Origin of the sequence: Lentzea sp. NPDC051208 (assembly GCF_040682435.1) — a bacterium.
Lineage (GTDB): Bacteria > Actinomycetota > Actinomycetes > Mycobacteriales > Pseudonocardiaceae > Lentzea > Lentzea kristufekii.
The window spans coordinates 399,307-416,174 of sequence record NZ_JBFBAW010000002.1 but is presented as its reverse complement, the minus strand read 5'-3'; the positions used below and the strand labels follow the sequence as shown (position 1 = coordinate 416,174).

Annotated in this window: 13 protein-coding genes and 1 riboswitch; of the genes, 7 read left to right on the top strand and 6 right to left on the bottom strand. The window is 70.6% G+C overall.

What is annotated here, in order from left to right; translation table 11 throughout:
• Nucleotides 1–26 precede the first annotated feature (26 nt).
• The 5 genes from AB0M48_RS06295 to AB0M48_RS06275 all read left to right on the top strand — a co-directional run bounded on the left by AB0M48_RS06295 (nt 27) and on the right by AB0M48_RS06275 (nt 5,636).
• A complete protein-coding gene (locus tag AB0M48_RS06295; RefSeq protein WP_363836305.1) occupies nt 27–2,576 on the top strand; it encodes a chitobiase/beta-hexosaminidase C-terminal domain-containing protein in 2,550 nt (849 codons plus the stop codon).
• Nucleotides 2,577–2,694: 118 nt separating this feature from the next.
• Complete coding sequence (locus AB0M48_RS06290; protein ID WP_363836304.1) at nt 2,695–3,075, top strand: TIGR03618 family F420-dependent PPOX class oxidoreductase; 381 nt, start codon at nt 2,695–2,697, stop codon at nt 3,073–3,075.
• Nucleotides 3,056–4,201 carry a precorrin-6y C5,15-methyltransferase (decarboxylating) subunit CbiE gene (gene cbiE, locus AB0M48_RS06285; RefSeq protein ID WP_363836303.1) on the top strand — a complete coding sequence of 382 codons (1,146 nt, stop codon included), beginning with the start codon at nt 3,056–3,058 and terminating at the stop codon, nt 4,199–4,201. The genes AB0M48_RS06290 and cbiE overlap by 20 nt, the downstream gene beginning before the upstream one ends.
• Nucleotides 4,198–4,938, top strand: coding sequence for a precorrin-4 C(11)-methyltransferase (cobM, locus tag AB0M48_RS06280; protein ID WP_363836302.1), 741 nt, complete (start codon nt 4,198–4,200; stop codon nt 4,936–4,938). Before cbiE ends, cobM begins: the two co-directional genes overlap by 4 nt.
• Entirely contained in the window at nt 4,935–5,636 is a 702-nt protein-coding gene (locus AB0M48_RS06275) for a cobalt-precorrin-6A reductase (protein ID WP_363836301.1), read from the top strand. The genes cobM and AB0M48_RS06275 overlap by 4 nt, the downstream gene beginning before the upstream one ends.
• Here AB0M48_RS06275 and AB0M48_RS06270 read toward each other — a convergent pair.
• The 3 genes from AB0M48_RS06270 to AB0M48_RS06260 are packed head-to-tail and all read right to left on the bottom strand — an operon-like array spanning nt 5,608 to nt 8,764.
• Nucleotides 5,608–7,074: a precorrin-2 C(20)-methyltransferase gene (locus AB0M48_RS06270; protein WP_363836300.1), complete on the bottom strand. Its 1,467-nt coding sequence runs from the start codon at nt 7,072–7,074 to the stop codon at nt 5,608–5,610. The genes AB0M48_RS06275 and AB0M48_RS06270 overlap by 29 nt on opposite strands.
• On the bottom strand, nt 7,071–7,691 hold the full coding sequence (locus AB0M48_RS06265) for a precorrin-8X methylmutase (RefSeq protein ID WP_363836299.1): 621 nt from the start codon (nt 7,689–7,691) through the stop codon (nt 7,071–7,073). The genes AB0M48_RS06270 and AB0M48_RS06265 overlap by 4 nt, the downstream gene beginning before the upstream one ends.
• Nucleotides 7,688–8,764: a hypothetical protein gene (locus tag AB0M48_RS06260; RefSeq protein ID WP_363836298.1), complete on the bottom strand. Its 1,077-nt coding sequence runs from the start codon at nt 8,762–8,764 to the stop codon at nt 7,688–7,690. Before AB0M48_RS06260 ends, AB0M48_RS06265 begins: the two co-directional genes overlap by 4 nt.
• A gap of 8 nt (nt 8,765–8,772) precedes the next feature.
• Nucleotides 8,773–8,908: riboswitch (cobalamin riboswitch) on the top strand.
• Nucleotides 8,909–8,942: 34 nt separating this feature from the next.
• On the opposite strand from AB0M48_RS06260, the gene cobN reads away from it, so the two are divergent.
• Nucleotides 8,943–12,509, top strand: a complete 3,567-nt coding sequence (cobN, locus tag AB0M48_RS06255) for a cobaltochelatase subunit CobN (RefSeq protein ID WP_363836297.1) — start codon at nt 8,943–8,945, stop codon at nt 12,507–12,509.
• On the opposite strand, the gene AB0M48_RS06250 is transcribed toward cobN, so the two are convergent.
• Complete coding sequence (locus tag AB0M48_RS06250) at nt 12,470–13,147, bottom strand: helix-turn-helix domain-containing protein (protein ID WP_363836296.1); 678 nt, start codon at nt 13,145–13,147, stop codon at nt 12,470–12,472. The genes cobN and AB0M48_RS06250 overlap by 40 nt on opposite strands.
• A gap of 54 nt (nt 13,148–13,201) precedes the next feature.
• Here AB0M48_RS06250 and folE point away from each other — a divergent pair, with 54 nt between their 5' ends.
• Nucleotides 13,202–13,750 (top strand): GTP cyclohydrolase I FolE, encoded by a 549-nt coding sequence (gene folE / locus AB0M48_RS06245; protein WP_363836295.1) that lies wholly within the window; start codon nt 13,202–13,204, stop codon nt 13,748–13,750.
• Here folE and AB0M48_RS06240 read toward each other — a convergent pair.
• Nucleotides 13,738–14,253 (bottom strand): EF-hand domain-containing protein, encoded by a 516-nt coding sequence (locus AB0M48_RS06240; RefSeq protein WP_363836294.1) that lies wholly within the window; start codon nt 14,251–14,253, stop codon nt 13,738–13,740. The genes folE and AB0M48_RS06240 overlap by 13 nt on opposite strands.
• Nucleotides 14,254–14,309: 56 nt before the next feature.
• Nucleotides 14,310–16,865: an AAA family ATPase gene (locus tag AB0M48_RS06235; protein ID WP_363836293.1), complete on the bottom strand. Its 2,556-nt coding sequence runs from the start codon at nt 16,863–16,865 to the stop codon at nt 14,310–14,312.
• Nucleotides 16,866–16,868: the final 3 nt, after the last annotated feature.

The following is a 16,868-nucleotide window of genomic DNA, read 5'->3' as shown; positions in this document are numbered from 1 at the left end:
GTCATATCGGCTTTACCGTTCCAGGTGTGAGAGCGCTCTCAAAGGTGAGATGGCGGCGCGGACTGGCCGCCGTAGCGATTGCCCTGTCGTCATTGGCGACGGTCGAGGCCGCGTACGCGGCCGACGACTACACGCAGAACGTGACCGCGATCGACGCGACTCAAGCCCGGATCAACTTCACGCCGACGACCCCTGCTGTCTACGTCGACGTGCACTACCTGATCCCCGGCCAAGGTCAGCAGAACTTCCGGATGACCAACAACGCCGGGACCTGGCAGAAGACCGTCGGGTCGCTGTCGGCCGGCACGGTGATCGACTACTGGTTCACCTACGAGAAGTCCGGGCCGCAGTACGACACCCCGCACTTCAGCTACACGCACAACAGCGCGCCGCAACCGGTCGCGACGCCGACGTTCAGCCCGCCGGGCGGCACGTACGCGACGGCCCAGACGGTGACGATCTCCACCGCCACCTCGGGTGCGACGATCCGCTACACGGTCGACGGTTCGACGCCGACCAGCAGTTCGCCGGTCTACAGCGGGCCGATCTCGGTGCCCGGCAACAGGACCATCAACGCGATCGGTATCAAGTCGGGTCAGCCGAACTCGTCGGTGGGCTCCGCGTCGTACGTGATCGGCACGCCGGTCGCGACGCCGACGTTCAGTCCGCCGGGCGGCGCCTACGCGTCCGCGCAGACCGTGACGATCTCGACGGCGACCTCGGGTGCGACGATCCGGTACACAGTGGACGGCTCGACGCCTACCGCGTCGTCGCCGGTCTACAGCGGGCCGATCTCCGTGTCCAGCAACAGGACCGTCAGTGCGATCGGGATCAAGTCCGGCCTCGCCAACTCGGCTGTGGCCAGCGCGACCTACACGATCGGCACGCAGCAGGGTTGTACGCAGTCCGACAACCCGAACTTCGGGCCGAACACGCGCATCTTCGACCCGAGCATGTCCGCCACGAGCATCCAGGCGCAGCTCGACACGGACTTCAACAACCAGAAGGACACGATCACCGCGCAGATGGCGCCGCGGCGGGTCGCGCACCTGTTCAAGCCGGGTGTCTACAACGGCATCCACGACGACGTCGGCTACTACACGTCCGTCTCGGGTCTCGGCCGCAACCCCGGTGACGTGCTGATCAACGGCGACATCACCGTGGACGCGTTCAACGAGTCCGACAAGGGCGTGGCGCTGCAGAACTTCTGGCGCTCCGCCGAGAACATGGCCGTCAACCCGGCCAGCGGCACCAACCGCTGGGCCGTCGCGCAGGCCGCGCCTTTCCGCCGCATGGACGTCCGCGGCAACCTGGCGCTCTACCCGGCGAGCTACGGGTTCGCGTCCGGTGGCTACACGGCCGACACCCGCGTGTCCGGTCAGACGGCGTCGGTCTCGCAGCAGCAGTGGTACACGCGCGATTCCAACTACGGCAGCTGGAACGGCGGCGTGTGGAACATGGTGTTCTCCGGAACGCCGGGCGCACCCGCGACCACGTTCCCGAACCCGCCGTCGACGAACCTCGCGACGACGCCGATCTCGCGCGACGTGCCGTACCTCTACCTCGACGGCAACCAGTACAGGGTGTTCCTGCCTTCGCTGCGCACCAACGCTTCCGGTGCGTCGTGGATCAACGGCGGCACGCCCGGCACCTCGTTGCCGATGAGCCAGTTCTACGTCGTGAAGTCCGGCGACACCGCCGCGACGATCAACGCGGCGCTGGGTCAGGGCTGCAACCTGTTCTTCACGCCCGGCATCTACAACGTCAACCAGACGATCAACATCACGCGGCCCAACACCGTCGTGCTGGGCATCGGCTACGCGACGATCGTGCCGCAGAACGGCGTCACCGCGATGCAGGTCGCGGACGTCGACGGCGTGCGGATCAAGGGCATCCTGTTCGACGCGGGCACGACCTTGTCGAACTCGCTGCTGACCGTCGGCCCGGCCGGTTCGTCGGCGTCGCACGCGTCCAACCCGACGACGCTGCAGGACGTGTTCTTCCGCGTCGGCGGCGCAGTCGCGGGCAAGGCGACCAACAGCCTCGTGGTCAACAGCCACAACACGATCATCGACCACAGCTGGATCTGGCGGGCCGACCACGGCAACGCCGGAACCTGGGGCTGGGACGAGGCGATCGGTGACACCGGTCTGGTCGTGAACGGCAACGACGTGCTGGCCACCGGCCTGTTCGTCGAGCACTACCAGAAGTACCAGACCATCTGGAACGGCGAGCGCGGGCGGACCATCTTCTACCAGAACGAGATGCCGTACGACGTGCCGAACCAGGCGGTCTGGAACAGGCCGAACGGGCAGGCCGGATACGCGGCCTACAAGGTCGGCGACAACGTCACCACGCACGAGGCGTGGGGGCTCGGCAGCTACTGTTTCTTCAACGTCAACCCGTCCGTGCGGGCCGAGAACGCGTTCGAGGTGCCCAACCGGCCCGGCGTGAGGATGCACAACCTGCTGACCGTGTCGCTCAACTACCAGGGCACGATCACCCACGTGATCAACAACGTGGGCGGGGTGACACCGCCGGGCACCGTGCCGGTGAACGTCGTCAACTACCCGTAGTCACACCCTGACATACGGCCCGTCACCTCAGGTGGCGGGCCGTATTCGTGATCGAGCGGCATCGGCCGCCATCCAGCCGATTTCATTTCGGGCGGGCGTCATTGCGATGATGCGTGCCATGTCGATCGACCGGGGTGCCGAGTTCGCCGAGTTCTGGACCGAACGGCACCTGTGCACGTTGTCCACCGTCCGTCCCGACGGGACTCCGCACGTGGTGCCCGTCGGGGTCACGCTCGACGCCGAGGCCGGCATCGCGCGGATCATCACCTCCGGCGCGTCGTGGAAGGTCAAGCACGCCCGCAAGGCCGGGTACGCCGCGGTGTGCCAGGTGGACGGTCGGCGCTGGTCCACGTTGGAGGGTCCGGTCGTCGTGCGCGACGACGTGGAATCCGTGCGGGAGGCCGAGCGGCGGTACGCGCTCCGCTACCGGCAGCCGCGGGTCAACCCGGAGCGGGTCGTGATCGAGATCCAGGTGAAGCGTGTCACCGGCACCGTCTGACGTCGTGGTCGTCGGCATCGGTACCGACGGCTGGGACGGGCTTTCTCCCGCCGCTCAGCAGGCGGTTTCCCGCTCACGTGTGCTGATGGGCTCGCGCCGGCAGCTCGACCTGGTGCCGGGGGAGTTCGAGCGGGTCGCGTGGCCGTCGCCGCTGGTGCCGGCGTTGCCCGCGCTGTTCGAGAAGTACCGCGACGTGTGCGTGCTGGCCTCCGGTGACCCCATGTTCCACGGCATCGGCACGACCCTGGTGCGGCTGCTGGGTGACCGGGTGACGGTGATCCCGCACCCGTCCTCCGTGTCGCTCGCCTGCGCCCGCCTCGGCTGGGCGTTGAACGAGGTCGAGGTCGTGTCGCTGGTGGCGCGATCCACCGACCTGCTACGCCCCGTGTTGACACCGGGACAGCGCGTGCTCGTGCTCGGTGGCGACCCGGCAACCGTTGCGGCACTGGCCGGGGACATCACTGTGCTCGAACAGCTAGGTGGGCCCGCCGAGCGGGTTTACCCTTGGTCCGGGCAGGACTCGGACCCGCTGTGCGTGATCGCGATCGAGTACCGCGGGAGCGCTCTCTCACGGGTCCCCGGACTGCCTGACGACGTGTACGAATCCGATGGCCAGCTGACGAAGCGAGAGGTGCGGGCTATTTCGCTGTCGAGATTGGCGCCGCTGCCCGGGCAGCTGCTGTGGGATGTCGGGGCAGGGGCGGGTTCGATCGCGATCGAGTGGGCGCGAACGCATCCGACGTGCCGGGCGATCGCCGTCGAGCAGTCGGTCGAACGCGCAGAGCGAATCGCCGGTAACGCTGCGTCTCTGGGTGTGCCCGGTGTGGAGGTCCACATCGGACGGGCGCCGGAGGCGTTGGAAGGGCTGGAGAAGCCCGACGCGATCTTCATCGGCGGCGGCGTGACGGTGCCCGGCCTGCTGCAGGCCTGCTGGGACGCTTTGGCGGCAGGCGGTCGTCTGGTCGTCAACGCGGTGACGCTGGAGTCCGAGGCCGTGGTCGCCCAGTGGTACGCGAGGCTCGGTGGTGACCTGGTGCGGATCTCGGTGAACCGCGGCTCCGCGGTCGGCAAGTTCACCGGGTGGCGCCCGCACATGCCCGTGACGACGTGGAGCGTGACTAAGTGACCGTGCACTTCATCGGGGCCGGGCCCGGAGCGGCCGACCTGATCACGGTGCGGGGGCGGTCGCTGATCGAGTCGTCACCGGTGTGCCTGTACGCGGGCGCGCTGGTGCCGGTCGAGCTGCTCGACTTCTGCCCCGCGGGCGCACGCAAGGTCGACACGGCGTCGCTGACGCTGGACGAGATCGTCGCCGAGCTGGTCGCCGCCTCGGAACGGGGGCTGGACGTGGCGCGGCTGCACTCCGGCGACCCTTCGGTGTTCAGCGCGATGGCCGAGCAGATGCGCCGGCTGGACGCGTTGGGCATCGCCTACGACGTGACTCCCGGCGTCCCGGCCTTCGCGGCCGCCGCGGCGTCGTTGCAGCGCGAGCTGACCGTGCCGGGGGTCGGGCAGACGGTCATCCTGACGCGGACGTCGCAGCGCGCCACGCCGATGCCCGAGGGCGAGGACCTGGACACGCTGGGCCGCAGCCACGCGACTCTCGTGCTGCACCTCGCCGTGCAGCGGATCTCGGACGTGGTCGCGGAGCTGGTGCCCAACTACGGGCTGGACTGCCCGGTCGCGGTGGTCGCCTACGCGTCACGGGAGGACGAGATCGTGTTGCGGGGAACGCTGGACGACATCGCCGCGCAGGTCGAGGCCGCCGGGATCAAGCGGACCGCCGTGATCATCGTCGGGCAGACGCTCGGCGCCACGCAGTTCCCGGACAGCCACCTGTACTCGGCCACGCGGGTTCGATGATCCTGATCCTCGGCGGTACGGGGGAAGCGCGAGCGCTCGCCTCCCGCGTGCCCGCCGTGTCCTCACTGGCAGGCCGGGTGAGCAACCCCGCCCTGCCCGCCGGCGAGGTCCGGATCGGCGGGTTCGGCGGGGTCGACGGGCTCGCGCGGTGGTTGCGGGACAACGACGTGCGTGCCGTGGTCGACGCGACCCACCCCTTCGCGCGGCAGATCACCTCGAACGCCTTCGAGGCCTGCTCACGGGTCGGCGTGCCACTGCTGATCCTGCGACGACCTGGGTTCACGCCGCAGCCCGGATGGCATTGGGTGGACAGCGTTGCCTGCGCCGCACGGGATCTGCCGGGAGAGAGGGTGTTCCTGACGACCGGGCGGCAGGACCTCGCGGAGTTCGCCGAGTGCCCGCAGTGGTTCCTGGCGCGGATGGTCGAACCTCCGGAACCGCCCATGCCACAACGCATCGAGGTGCTGCTGTCGCGCGGCCCGTTCACTGTGGACGGTGAACTGGAGCTGATGCGGTCGCGCGAGATCGACGTGCTCGTCACCAAGGACAGCGGCGGCTCGATGACGTCGGCCAAGCTCGAAGCCGCGCGTCAGCTCGGCATGCCGGTCGTGATCGTGCGTCGGCCACCGCTCCCACCTGCGGAGACGGTGGCCGACGTCGATGCCGCCGTCAGCTGGTTGGGTACCGCCGGGGCGTGAAGACGACGCCCTGGGGCGTCACGATCGTCTGCGACGAGCCGATGATCAGCAGGCAGCGCATGTCGATCGTCGCCGGGTCGAGGGCGCCGAGCGTGAGGACGCGGATCTCCTCCTCCGGGCCGCCGACGTCGCGTCCGACGACGATCGGGGTGTCCGGGCCGCGGTGCTTGAGCAGCAGGTCGCGCATGTCCGCCACCTGGTGCGTGCGGGCCTTGGACGCCGGGTTGTAGATCGCGACGACCAGGTCGGCCTTGGCCGTGGCTTCGAGGCGTTCGGCGATGACGTCCCACGGCTTGAGCCTGTCGCTCAACGAGATCACCGCGTAGTCGTGGCCGAGCGGCGCGCCCGCCTTGGCCGCCACGGCGTTCGCCGCCGTGACGCCGGGCAGGACGCGGACCGGCACGTCCGGGGACTCCGCGGCGACCTCCAGCACGGCGGTGGCCATCGCGAAGACACCCGGATCGCCCGACGACACGACGGCGACCCGTGAGCCCTTGCGAGCGAGGTCCAGCGCGAAGGCCGCGCGTTCGGACTCGACCTGGTTGTGCGAGGAGTGCCGCTTCTGCCCAGGGCGTTCCGGAACCCGGTTGAGGTAGGTGCTGTAGCCGACCAGCTCGTCGGCGCCTTCGAGTTCCTGCCGGGCTTCCGGCGTGAGCCACGCACGGTCTCCTGGACCGAGGCCGATGACGACGACCTCGCCCTTCGGCTTCGCCGGCCGGGACTGGCTGGGCAGCACGGCGATGGAGAAGTACGGCACGGTCGCGGGGTCGACGTCGGCCAGCGGCGCCATCTTCTGCCGGCCGGTCGTGGCGCGTTCGACGTACCAGGCGCCGTCGAGCCGGCCGGCCGTCTCCAGTGCCTCGCGGACGTTGCCGAAAGTGCGGCCCAGCTTGAGGATCGCGGCGCAGTCGGTGTCGGCGAGGCGGGCCGCGAGCTCGGCGGGCGGCAACGTGCCGGGCAGGATCGTGAGCACCTCGTCGCGTTCCACCAGCGGTGTGCCGAGGACCGCGGACGCGCCGCTCACGGACGTCACGCCCGGGACGACCTCCCACTCGTAGCGGTCGGCGAGGCGCTTGTGCATGTGCATGTAGGAGCCGTAGAAGAACGGGTCTCCCGCCGCCAGCACGACGACGTCGCGGCCGGCGTCGAGGTGCGCGGCCAGCTTGCCAGCGGCCTCCTCGTAGAAGGCGTCGATCTCGCCCTGGTAGTCGTCCGTGTCCTCGGTCGTGACCGGGTAGACGAGCTGTTCCAGGATCTGCGGATTCGGATCGTCCTGGCCGCGGAAGTACGGCGCCGCGATGGTCTTGGCGACCGACTTGCCGTGCCGGGCGCTGTGGAACGCCACCACGTCGGCCTCGCTGATGAGTCGCGCGGCCTTGACCGTCACGAGTTCCGGGTCGCCCGGACCCAGGCCGACGCCGTAGAGCTTGCCCGTCATTCTTCCTCGCTCGCGATCGCGTTGATGGCCGCCGCCGTCATGGCACTGCCGCCGCGCCGGCCGCGCACCACGAGGTGCTCCAGATCCGTTGCGGCCAAAGCTTCCTTGGACTCCGCCGCCCCGATGAACCCGACCGGGATGCCCAGGACCGCGGCGGGTCGCGGTGCACCGGCGGCGATCAGGTCGAGGAGGTGGAACAACGCGGTGGGGGCGTTGCCGATCGCGATCACCGCGCCGTCGAACCGGTCCGCGAGCAGCTCCAGGGCCGCGGCGCTGCGCGTGTTGCCGATGGTCTTCGCCAGCTCCGGCGTGCGCGGATCCTGCAGGTAGCACAGGACTTCGTTGTCCGCGGGCAGGCGGCGGCGGGTCACGCCGGACGCGACCATGTTGGCGTCGCACAGGATCGGCGCGCCCGCCCGCAACGCGGCGCGGGCGTCGCGCACGACGTTCGGGGAGAACGCGACGTCGTCCGGCAGGTCGGTCATGCCGCACGCGTGGATCATGCGGACGACGACTTGCGCGACGTCGCCGGGGAACCTGGTGAGGTCCGACTCCGCGCGAATGGTGGCGAAGGACTGGCGGTAGATCTCCGCCCCGTCCTTGATGTACTGCGTCACCTGATCTCCTCGTAGCCGTCGCCGGTCGCGACGAACTCGATCACATCGCCGGCGGGACGACCGCACCGGCGGGCACAGCCGGACCAATGCACCGCGCCGGGCCTGTCGGACCTGCTCCCTAGAATTGAAATCGGGGGTACCCGGCCTGGCGCGTGTGTGTGGTGCGACGCATCGGCCTGTGCGGGCGCATGCGTCTGTGCGGGCGCATCGACCCAAGCGTGCACATCGGCCCGCACGTCGGAGAGCGACTTCGCGCAGCCGGGACGGCCGGTGCAGGCGCTGACGCCGTGCCAGGGGGAGGCGGGGTCGGTGATCAGCCCGGTGACGTCGGTGCCGGCGGGCACGACCAGGCTGCGCCACGGGGTCAGGCGGAGGGGGACGCCGGGGAGCTGCCGGGCGTCGAGCCGGCCCAGCGGAACTCCCGGGGTCAACGGTGAAGGTGCGACAGGAGTCACAACCGGCGTGAAGCGAGGGGCGTCGGTGGCGCCGAAGTGTGCGGTGATCTTTCGCACACCGCCGTCCACTTCGGACAGGCGCCAGGCGGGTCCGCGCATCGACTGGAACAGGCGGGCGGCGGTCACGACGGCGTCGACCGGGTCGGACACGCGGATACCTGTATCGGTACCGGCGAGCAGGAGCACGTCTCCGACGAGGCCGAGGTCGCCACCCAGTCCGCTCACCGAAGCGCCGACCGTGACCAGGAAACGCCCTGGTAGCGAGGCCAGCTCGGGGTCCGCGCACAGGGCCGCGTCCAGCGCGTCGACCAGGGCCTGGTTGTCGTCCAGGGGCGCCGCGATGATGTTGCGGATGCGCTCGTGCGACCAGGAGGGCAGCAGGCCCGCCGCACGCATCCGCTCGCCCAGCTCCACCCCGTCCGCGAGCCCCCTGATCTGGAGGTTCGCCCGCGAGGTCAGCTCGATCGAGCCGGTGCCGAGTTCGGCGGCTGCAAGACGGACGGCATCCCACTGAGCAGCGGAAAGAGTGCCTCCGGGCACCCGGATGCGCGCCAGCCCGCCGTCGGCCGCGGCGTGCAGCTCGACGGCGCCGGGGCAGGCGTCCGGGTGACTACGCATAGGTCGGACTGTAACCCGCCGGTTAGGGTGAGCCCGAACGACGAAGCGCAGGAGGAAGCCGGTGTGAATCCGGCGCGGTCCCGCCACTGTGACCAGCGAACACCGCTGGGAGTCAGGAACTCCGCTTCGCCAGTCACCCGCACTTTGGGGCGAGGACCCCACGAGGGATGGAGCCTGCGTGATCCTGCTGCTGTCGACCTCCGACACCGACCTGCTGTCGGCGCGTGCGAGCGGAGCCGAGTACCGGCTCGGCAACCCCGCCCGGCTCACCGTCGACGACCTGCCCGCGCTGGTCGACGACGTCGACCTCGTCCTCGTGCGCATCCTCGGCGGCCGCCGGATGTGGGAGGAAGGCCTCGACTGGCTGCTGGCGGGCGGGCTGCCCGTCGTGGTGCTCGGCGGTGAGCAGCAGCCCGACGCGGCGCTGATGGAGCTGTCCACGGTGCCCGGCGGTGTGTGTGCCGAGGCGCACCTCTACCTCGCGCACGGTGGTCCGGCGAACCTCACCGAGCTGCACAAGTTCCTGTCCGACACCGTGCTGCTGACCGGCCACGGCTTCGAGGCCCCTGCCGCCACCCCCTCGTGGGGTGTGCTGGAACGGGAGACGCGGCCGGAGGAAGGCCCGACGGTCGCGGTGCTCTACTACCGCGCGCACCACGTCGCCGGGAACACGGCGTTCGTGCACGCCCTGTGCGACGCGATCGAGGCAAAGGGCGGCAGGCCGCTGCCGGTCTACTGCTCCTCGCTGCGCACCGCCGAACCCGAGCTGCTCGACACGCTGCGCCAGGCCGACGCGCTGGTCGTGACGGTGCTCGCGGCCGGCGGCACGAACCCCGCCAAGGCGTCCGCCGGTGGTGACGACGAAGCGTGGGACGTCGGTGCGCTGGCCGCGCTCGACGTGCCGATCCTGCAGGGCCTGTGCCTCACGTCGAGCCGCGAGTCCTGGGACTCCAACGACGACGGACTGTCTCCTTTGGACACCGCGACCCAGGTCGCGATCCCCGAGTTCGACGGCCGGATCATCACGGTCCCGTTCTCCTTCAAGGAGATCGACGCCGACGGCCTCACCGTCTACGTCGCCGACCCGGAACGGGCGCTGCGCGTCGCGGGCATCGCGGTGCGGCACGGCCGCCTGCGCCACATCCCGGTCGCGGACCGCAAGGTCGTCGTGATGCTGTCGGCGTACCCGACGAAGCACTCCCGCATCGGCAACGCGGTCGGGCTCGACACGCCCGCGTCGACCGTCCGGCTGCTGAAGGCCATGCAGGAGCACGGTTACGACATCGGTGACGAGCTGCCGGGCGTGCAGGAGCTCGACGGCGACAAGCTGATCCACGCGCTGATCGCCGCCGGTGGCCAGGACGCCGACTGGCTGACGCAGGAGCAGTTCGAGAGCAACCCGATCCGCATCGCCGCGGCCGACTACCGCGAGTTCCACGAGACGCTGCCCGACGAGTTCCGCGAGTCGATGCGCGAGCACTGGGGCGAGGCGCCGGGCTCGTTGTTCGTCGACTTCTCGAAGTCGAAGGACGGCGAGATCGTGCTGGCCGCGCTGCGGTCCGGCAACGTCGCGGTGATCGTCCAGCCGCCGCGCGGGTTCGGCGAGAACCCGATCGCGATCTACCACGACCCCGACCTGCCGCCGTCGCACCACTACCTGGCGGCGTACCGGTGGATCGAGTCGAACTTCGGCGCCGACGCCGTCGTGCACGTCGGCAAGCACGGCAACCTGGAGTGGTTGCCGGGCAAGACGGTCGGCATGTCGGCGTCCTGCGGCACGGACGCGGCGCTCGGCGACCTGCCGCTGATCTACCCGTTCCTCGTCAACGACCCAGGCGAGGGCACGCAGGCCAAGCGGCGCGCGCACGCCACGCTGGTCGACCACCTCGTGCCGCCGATGGCCCGCGCCGACAGCTACGGCGACATCGCGCGCCTGGAGCAGTTGCTCGACGAGTACGGGAACATCTCCGCGATGGACCCGGCCAAGGTGCCGGCGATCCGCGCGCAGATCTGGACGCTGATCAAGGCCGCGAAGCTCGACCACGACCTGGGACTCGACGACCGGCCCCACGACGCGGAGTTCGACGAGTTCATCCTGCACGTCGACGGCTGGCTGTGCGAGGTCAAGGACGTCCAGATCCGCGACGGCCTGCACGTCCTGGGCGAGGCGCCGACGGGTTCGGTCCGCGTCAACCTCGTGCTGGCGATGTTGCAGGCACGGCAGATGTGGGGCGGTCAGGTCGCCGCGCTGCCCGGTCTGCGCGAGGCACTCGGCCTCAACACCACGGGCCGTGAAGACGTCGACGCCGTGGAGGAACAGGCTCGCGTGCTCGTCCAGGCGATGGAGGACGCGGGCTGGGACCGTTCCGCCGCGGCGGGTCTGCACGAGTCCGAGGACGTGCGGAAGATCCTGGAGTTCGCGGCGGACGAGGTCGTGCCCCGGCTCGCGCGCACCACGGACGAGATGACGAACGTCCTGCACGCGCTGGACGGTGGCTACATCCCGGCCGGCCCGTCCGGTTCTCCGTTGCGCGGCCTGGTGAACGTGCTGCCGACCGGCCGCAACTTCTACTCGGTCGACCCGAAGGCCATCCCGTCGCGCCTGGCGTGGGAGACCGGCCAGGCGATGGCCGACTCGCTGCTGGAGCGCTACCGCTCCGAGAACGACGGCGAGTGGCCGCCGTCGGTGGGCCTGTCGGTCTGGGGCACGTCCGCGATGCGCACCGCCGGCGACGACATCGCCGAGGTGTTCTCGCTGCTCGGCGTCCGGCCGGTGTGGGACGACCAGTCGCGCCGCGTCACCGGCCTCGAAGTGATCTCGCTGGAGGAACTGGGGCGGCCGCGCGTCGACGTCACGGTCCGGATCTCCGGCTTCTTCCGCGACGCCTTCCCGCACGTCGTGTCCATGTTGGACGATGCCGTGCAGCTGGTGGCCGCGCTGGACGAGCCCGCGGAGCACAACTTCGTGCGGGCGCACATGCTCAAGGACCTGGAAGAGCACGGCGACCAGCGCCGGGCCACGTTGCGCGTCTTCGGTTCCAAGCCGGGCGCGTACGGCGCGGGCGTGCTGCCGTTGATCGACAGCCGCAACTGGCGCGACTCGTCCGACATCGCCGAGGTCTACGCGGTGTGGGGCGGCTACGCGTACGGACGTGGCGTCGACGGTGTGGCGGCACGGGCGGACATGGAGTCGGCGTACCGGCGGATCGCGGTGGCGGCCAAGAACATCGACACCCGCGAGCACGACATCGCCGACTCGGACGACTACTTCCAGTACCACGGCGGCATGGTCACGATGGTGAAGGCGTTGACGGGCAAGGCACCCGCCGCGTACGTCGGTGACAGCACGCGCCCCGAGGCCGTCCGCACGCGCACGCTGACCGAGGAGACCTCACGGATCTTCCGGGCCCGCGTGGTGAACCCGCGCTGGATCGGCGCGATGCGCAACCACGGGTACAAGGGCGCGTTCGAACTGCAGGCGACGGTCGAGTACCTGTTCGGCTACGACGCCACGACCGGCGTCGTCGCGGACTGGATGTACGAGAAGCTGACCGAGAGCTACGTGCTCGACCCGGAGACCCGGAAGTTCCTGCAGACGTCGAACCCGTGGGCGTTGCACGGCATCGCCGAGCGTCTGCTGGAGGCGGCCGAGCGCAAGATGTGGGAGCACCCGGAGGAGTCCACTCTGGACGCGCTGCGGGCGGCCTACCTGGAGACCGAGGGCGACCTGGAGGACGGCGTCTGATCGACCCGGACGCAGCAGTGACCCGGTGACGGATCGAGGCGGGCGGACGCACCGCTCGCCCCGATCCCGTCCAGCAGGCCGCTGACCAGGCACAGGTTCATCCCGCACACCAGCTGCGTGTGCCGGTGCGCCAGGCTGTGGAACGGGCAGTTGCCCAGCAGGATCGAACCGCGGTCCTCCCGCGGTTCGAAACCGAAGTCCGCCAACGCTTCCGTCACGCCGCCCGAGGCCTGGGCCGCCAGGTCCGCGCCCCACTCGTAGGCACGCCGGTGGAGGATCTCGCGGGCCGGTTCACCCGTGCTCTCGGCTTCCACCAGCGCGTCCGTGAGCAGATGACTCGCGGCCTCGTACCGGCGGTCGGGCAGCGACACCTCGATCTGCTCCTCCGAACGCCGGTAGAGCTTCGCCGGCCGACCGGCCCCAGGCCCGCTGCGCCCGGTCCGTCGCTGGTGCACCACTGTGAGAAGGCCCATGTCGACGAGCTTGTCGAGGTGGAACGCGGCCGTCGTGCGGGGCAGTTCGACGGCCTTCGCCGCCTCGTCCTTGCTGATGGGAGCGGTCTGGCGCACCACGAAGTCGTAGAGCCTGCGGCGGTTCGGTTCGTCGAGGGCCGCTACGGCGGCGACGGGGTCGGCCATCTCTAAAAACTACTCCTGTTGACTAAATTCGGCCAGCGACCTTACCGTGACGGCATGGACGTCGAAGCGGCACAGCGGGCGGTCACGGACCTGCTCAAGGCGCTGGGCAAGGACCCGTACTCGGTGCACCTCGCCGACACCCCGCGCCGCGTCGCCGAGGCGTACTCGGAGATGCTGACCCCGCGCGCCTTCACCATGACGACGTTCCCCAACGACGAGGGCTACGACGAACTCGTGCTCGCGCGCAGCATTCCCGTGCAGTCGTTGTGCGAGCACCACATGCTGCCGTTCCACGGCGTCGCGCACGTCGGATACCTGCCGGGCGAACGGATCCTGGGCCTGTCGAAGCTCGCGCGCGTCGTGGAGATGTTCGCGCGCGACCTCCAGGTGCAGGAACGGCTCACCAAGCAGGTCGCCGACTGGTTGCAGGACCAGTTGCGGCCCTTGGGGGTCGGTGTCGTGATCGAGGCCGAGCACCTGCGCATGGCGCACAGGGGCGTGCGGGTCAGTGGATCCCGCACGGTCACGTCGGCGTTGAAGGGCGTGTTGCGCAACGATCCTGCCTCACGTGGAGAGTTCTTCGCCCTCGTTCACGCGGCCTGAACGGGCCCGAACACGTAGGAGCCGGCGGCATCCGCGTTGTCGCCCGCCCAGAACTCCGCCCACAGCGTGGCGAACTCGGCACGTGACAGCCTGCCGTCGCCGTCGAGGTCCAGCACGGCGAAGTCGGTCGCGGCCTCGCGCCCGAGCCAGGCCTCGACCATCACCCGGTACTCGGCCTCGGACACGTAGTCGTCGCCGTCCGCGTCCACGGCACCGAACATCGCGTCCGCCGTCCCGAGAACGGGTTCGATGTTGTCCGGCAGCACGTCGACGACGTTCAGCACGTCGTCCAGCGTCACCCTGTCCGCACCGCCCGCGGCCGACTGCAGGGTCGTCCACCAGCTCAGCATCACCTGGGACAGCAGCCTGTCGTCGCTGCCGCGCAGGCCGGCCCAGCGCGCGGCGAGGAGCCGGAAGTCCTCCTCCGTCAGGTAGCCGTCACCGGTGACGTCCATGGCCCCGAAGACCAGAACCACCTTGCTGCGCTGAAAGTCGCTCGCCATGCGCAGGACGATAGGCCGAACGTCGCAACGCGGACCATCGGCCGAATGGGTCCGAACTAGTCCACGAACAGAGCATCGGCGAGCTGCAAACGGCCCGATACGCCCAACTTGCGGTAGATCCCCGACAGCACGCCTTCTACGGCTGTCGGCGCCATGAGCAGCGTCGATGCGATCTCGTCATCCGAACGGCCCCGTGCCGCCAGTTCCGCCACCTGGTGCTCCGTCGGGGTGAGCGCGGTCGGCCCGGTCTGCCGCATCCGCCGAGGTCCGGCGCTCGTCGCCACCAGTTCGGAGTAGGCCCGCGCGGCCATCGCGGCCGATCCGCACTTCTGCGCCAGGTCGACGGCGTCACGCAGGCACGTGCGCGCGAACGCCGTGTCGCCCTGACGCCGCACCACGACGCCGAGGTCCACCAACGCGCGAGCCAGTTCCAGGCGAGCGGGGGAGGCGCGCAGCACCCGCACGGCCTCCTCCAGCAACGTTCGTCCGGCCGCTCCCGCGGTGACCCTGCCCTCCGCGCGCAACGCCATGCCCAGCGCTCTCGGCGCGCCCCAGACGCGGGCGAGCGCCACCTCTTCCTGGGCCAGCTCGCGCGCCCGTTCGCCGTCGCCCATCGCCGCGCAGGCCAGGGCCGCTCCGGAACGCCACGACAGCGCCGCCGGGTTGCGGTACGGCCACGCGGCGCAGTGCCGTCCGGCGGCCAGGAACGCTTCCAGGGCATCGTGATCGTCGCCTCGCGCGGTCAGCACGCGGCCGCGCACGGTCAGCACACCGCCGAACGACCACGTGCGCCGCGCCTCGTCCGTCGAGGCCTCGGCGATCACCGCGGCGGCCTCGTCGAGACGGCCCTCCTCGAGCAGGATGTCGGCGAGCAACGCGGCGTGCCAGGTGGAGACGGCGTGCCAGCGCCGGTCCTGCCGCAGGTGGCCGGCCGCCACCTCCAGGTCGGCGCGGGCGGAGGCGAGATCTCCCTTGCGGCGCTGGACGTTCGCGCGCATCACGTTCGTCAGCGCGCGCAACGCCGGTGCCTGCGCCCGGTCGACCTCGTCGAGCACGGCCAGTGCCTCGTCCAGCGAGTCGGCCAGGTTGAGCGTCATCGCGGACGTGAGCGAGGCGAGCACCCCGTCGGGCGAGACGAGCCCGACCGCCTCGGTGGCGCTGATGTCCCCGACCATGACGCGGTGCAGCACCCCGGCCGGTGTGTCGAGCGAGACGGCCGGCGGCACTGCCTCCTGCCACACCAGCCCGTGCACCACCAGATGTGCCTGTGCGCCGGCGGATTCCCTCGACAGGACCGCCGGGATCTCCGCGGGACTGCCTTCGGCGTGCAGGGCGTAGGACAGCGCGATCGCGGACTCGACGTCGTCCACATCGGACTGAAAGGCCTCGCGCAGCCGGGCCGTCGCGCCGGGCAGGTTGCCGACCAGCTCGGCGATCCCCAGCAGCCGCAACGCCCGTGACGGGTTCGCCACCGGTTCGCGCAACGCCCGCCACAGCAACCGCGCGGCACCGGCCGTGTCGCCGTGGTTCACCGCTTCCTGCGCGGCCCGGTCGAGCACCTCGCCCGCCCACGGTTCCAGGCCCGGCGAGGTCTCCAGCAGGTGATCGGCCACCGCCCGGTCCGAGGCGCCGTGCGTCCGCAACGCACGCGCGGCCCGCAGGTGCAGTTCGGCCCGTGCCGCGGCGGGCATGTCGCTGAGCACCGCGGGCCCGGCCACGCCGAGCAGTTCGACGGTGCGGACGGCCTCGGCGAGCTCCACCGGGCTCAGCCGCGTCAGTTCGGCCAGGACGCCGGGGTGCGGGGACGGGCCGAGCGCGGCCAGGCAGTGCGCCGCGGTCACGACGGAGGCGGAGCGGCGGCGCAGCCGGGCCGCCATGATCTCGCCGGACACCTCGGCGCCGTGCCGGGCGACCCGCCAGGCGGCCTCGGCGGTCGGCGGGACCTCGTCCTCCGCCAGGACCCTGACGAGCCGGGTCACCGCCAGCGGGTTGCCGCCGGTCGCGTCGAAGCAGGCGGCCGTGAACTCGGGCGCGGCCTCGCCCAGTGCCGCCGAGACGAGCCGGCCCGTCTCGGCGGAGGTGAGGTTGTCCAGCGTCACCCGCTGGCACGACGCCATGATCTCGCCGAACGACGGGTCGTCACACCGCTCGCCCAGGCCGACGGCCAGCACCACGGCGATGCGCAGCCGCCGCACCCTCAACGCCAGATAGGCGAGCCAGCGCAGGGAAGCGGCGTCGGCCCACTGCGCGTCGTCCACGACGACGAGCAGGTCGCCGCGTGCGGCCAGCGCCGCGGCCAGCCGGTAGACCCCGTGCAGCACGGGGAAATCGGCCGTCATCGCGGTGAGCTGCACCGCGCCGGTCGCCTCCGCGGGCACGAGATCGGGGTCGACCAGGTCGAACAGCTGGGCCACGATCCCAAAGGGAAGATCGCTTTCCAATGCGCTTCCGCGCGCTCGCACGACCTGCCTGCCGGACGTTTCCCAGCGCGCGGCCAGGTCGTCCAGGGCCGCCGTCTTCCCCGTGCCGGGTGCGCCTTCCACCACCGTGGTCGTGCCCGGCGCCGCCTGATCGCTGATTCCGGCGCACCACACTTTCAGCCGGTTTTCCAAGAT

Excerpts from the sequence above, each read along its gene's own strand:
- AB0M48_RS06290 (WP_363836304.1), top strand. The coding sequence starts at position 2,695 with ATGTCGATCGACCGGGGTGCCGAGTTCGCCGAGTTCTGGACCGAACGG.
- AB0M48_RS06275 (WP_363836301.1), top strand. The coding sequence starts at position 4,935 with ATGATCCTGATCCTCGGCGGTACGGGGGAAGCGCGAGCGCTCGCCTCC.
- AB0M48_RS06270 (WP_363836300.1), bottom strand. The coding sequence starts at position 7,074 with ATGACGGGCAAGCTCTACGGCGTCGGCCTGGGTCCGGGCGACCCGGAA.
- AB0M48_RS06260 (WP_363836298.1), bottom strand. The coding sequence starts at position 8,764 with ATGCGTAGTCACCCGGACGCCTGCCCCGGCGCCGTCGAGCTGCACGCC.
- AB0M48_RS06250 (WP_363836296.1), bottom strand. The coding sequence starts at position 13,147 with ATGGCCGACCCCGTCGCCGCCGTAGCGGCCCTCGACGAACCGAACCGC.
- folE (WP_363836295.1), top strand. The coding sequence starts at position 13,202 with ATGGACGTCGAAGCGGCACAGCGGGCGGTCACGGACCTGCTCAAGGCG.
- AB0M48_RS06240 (WP_363836294.1), bottom strand. The coding sequence starts at position 14,253 with ATGGCGAGCGACTTTCAGCGCAGCAAGGTGGTTCTGGTCTTCGGGGCC.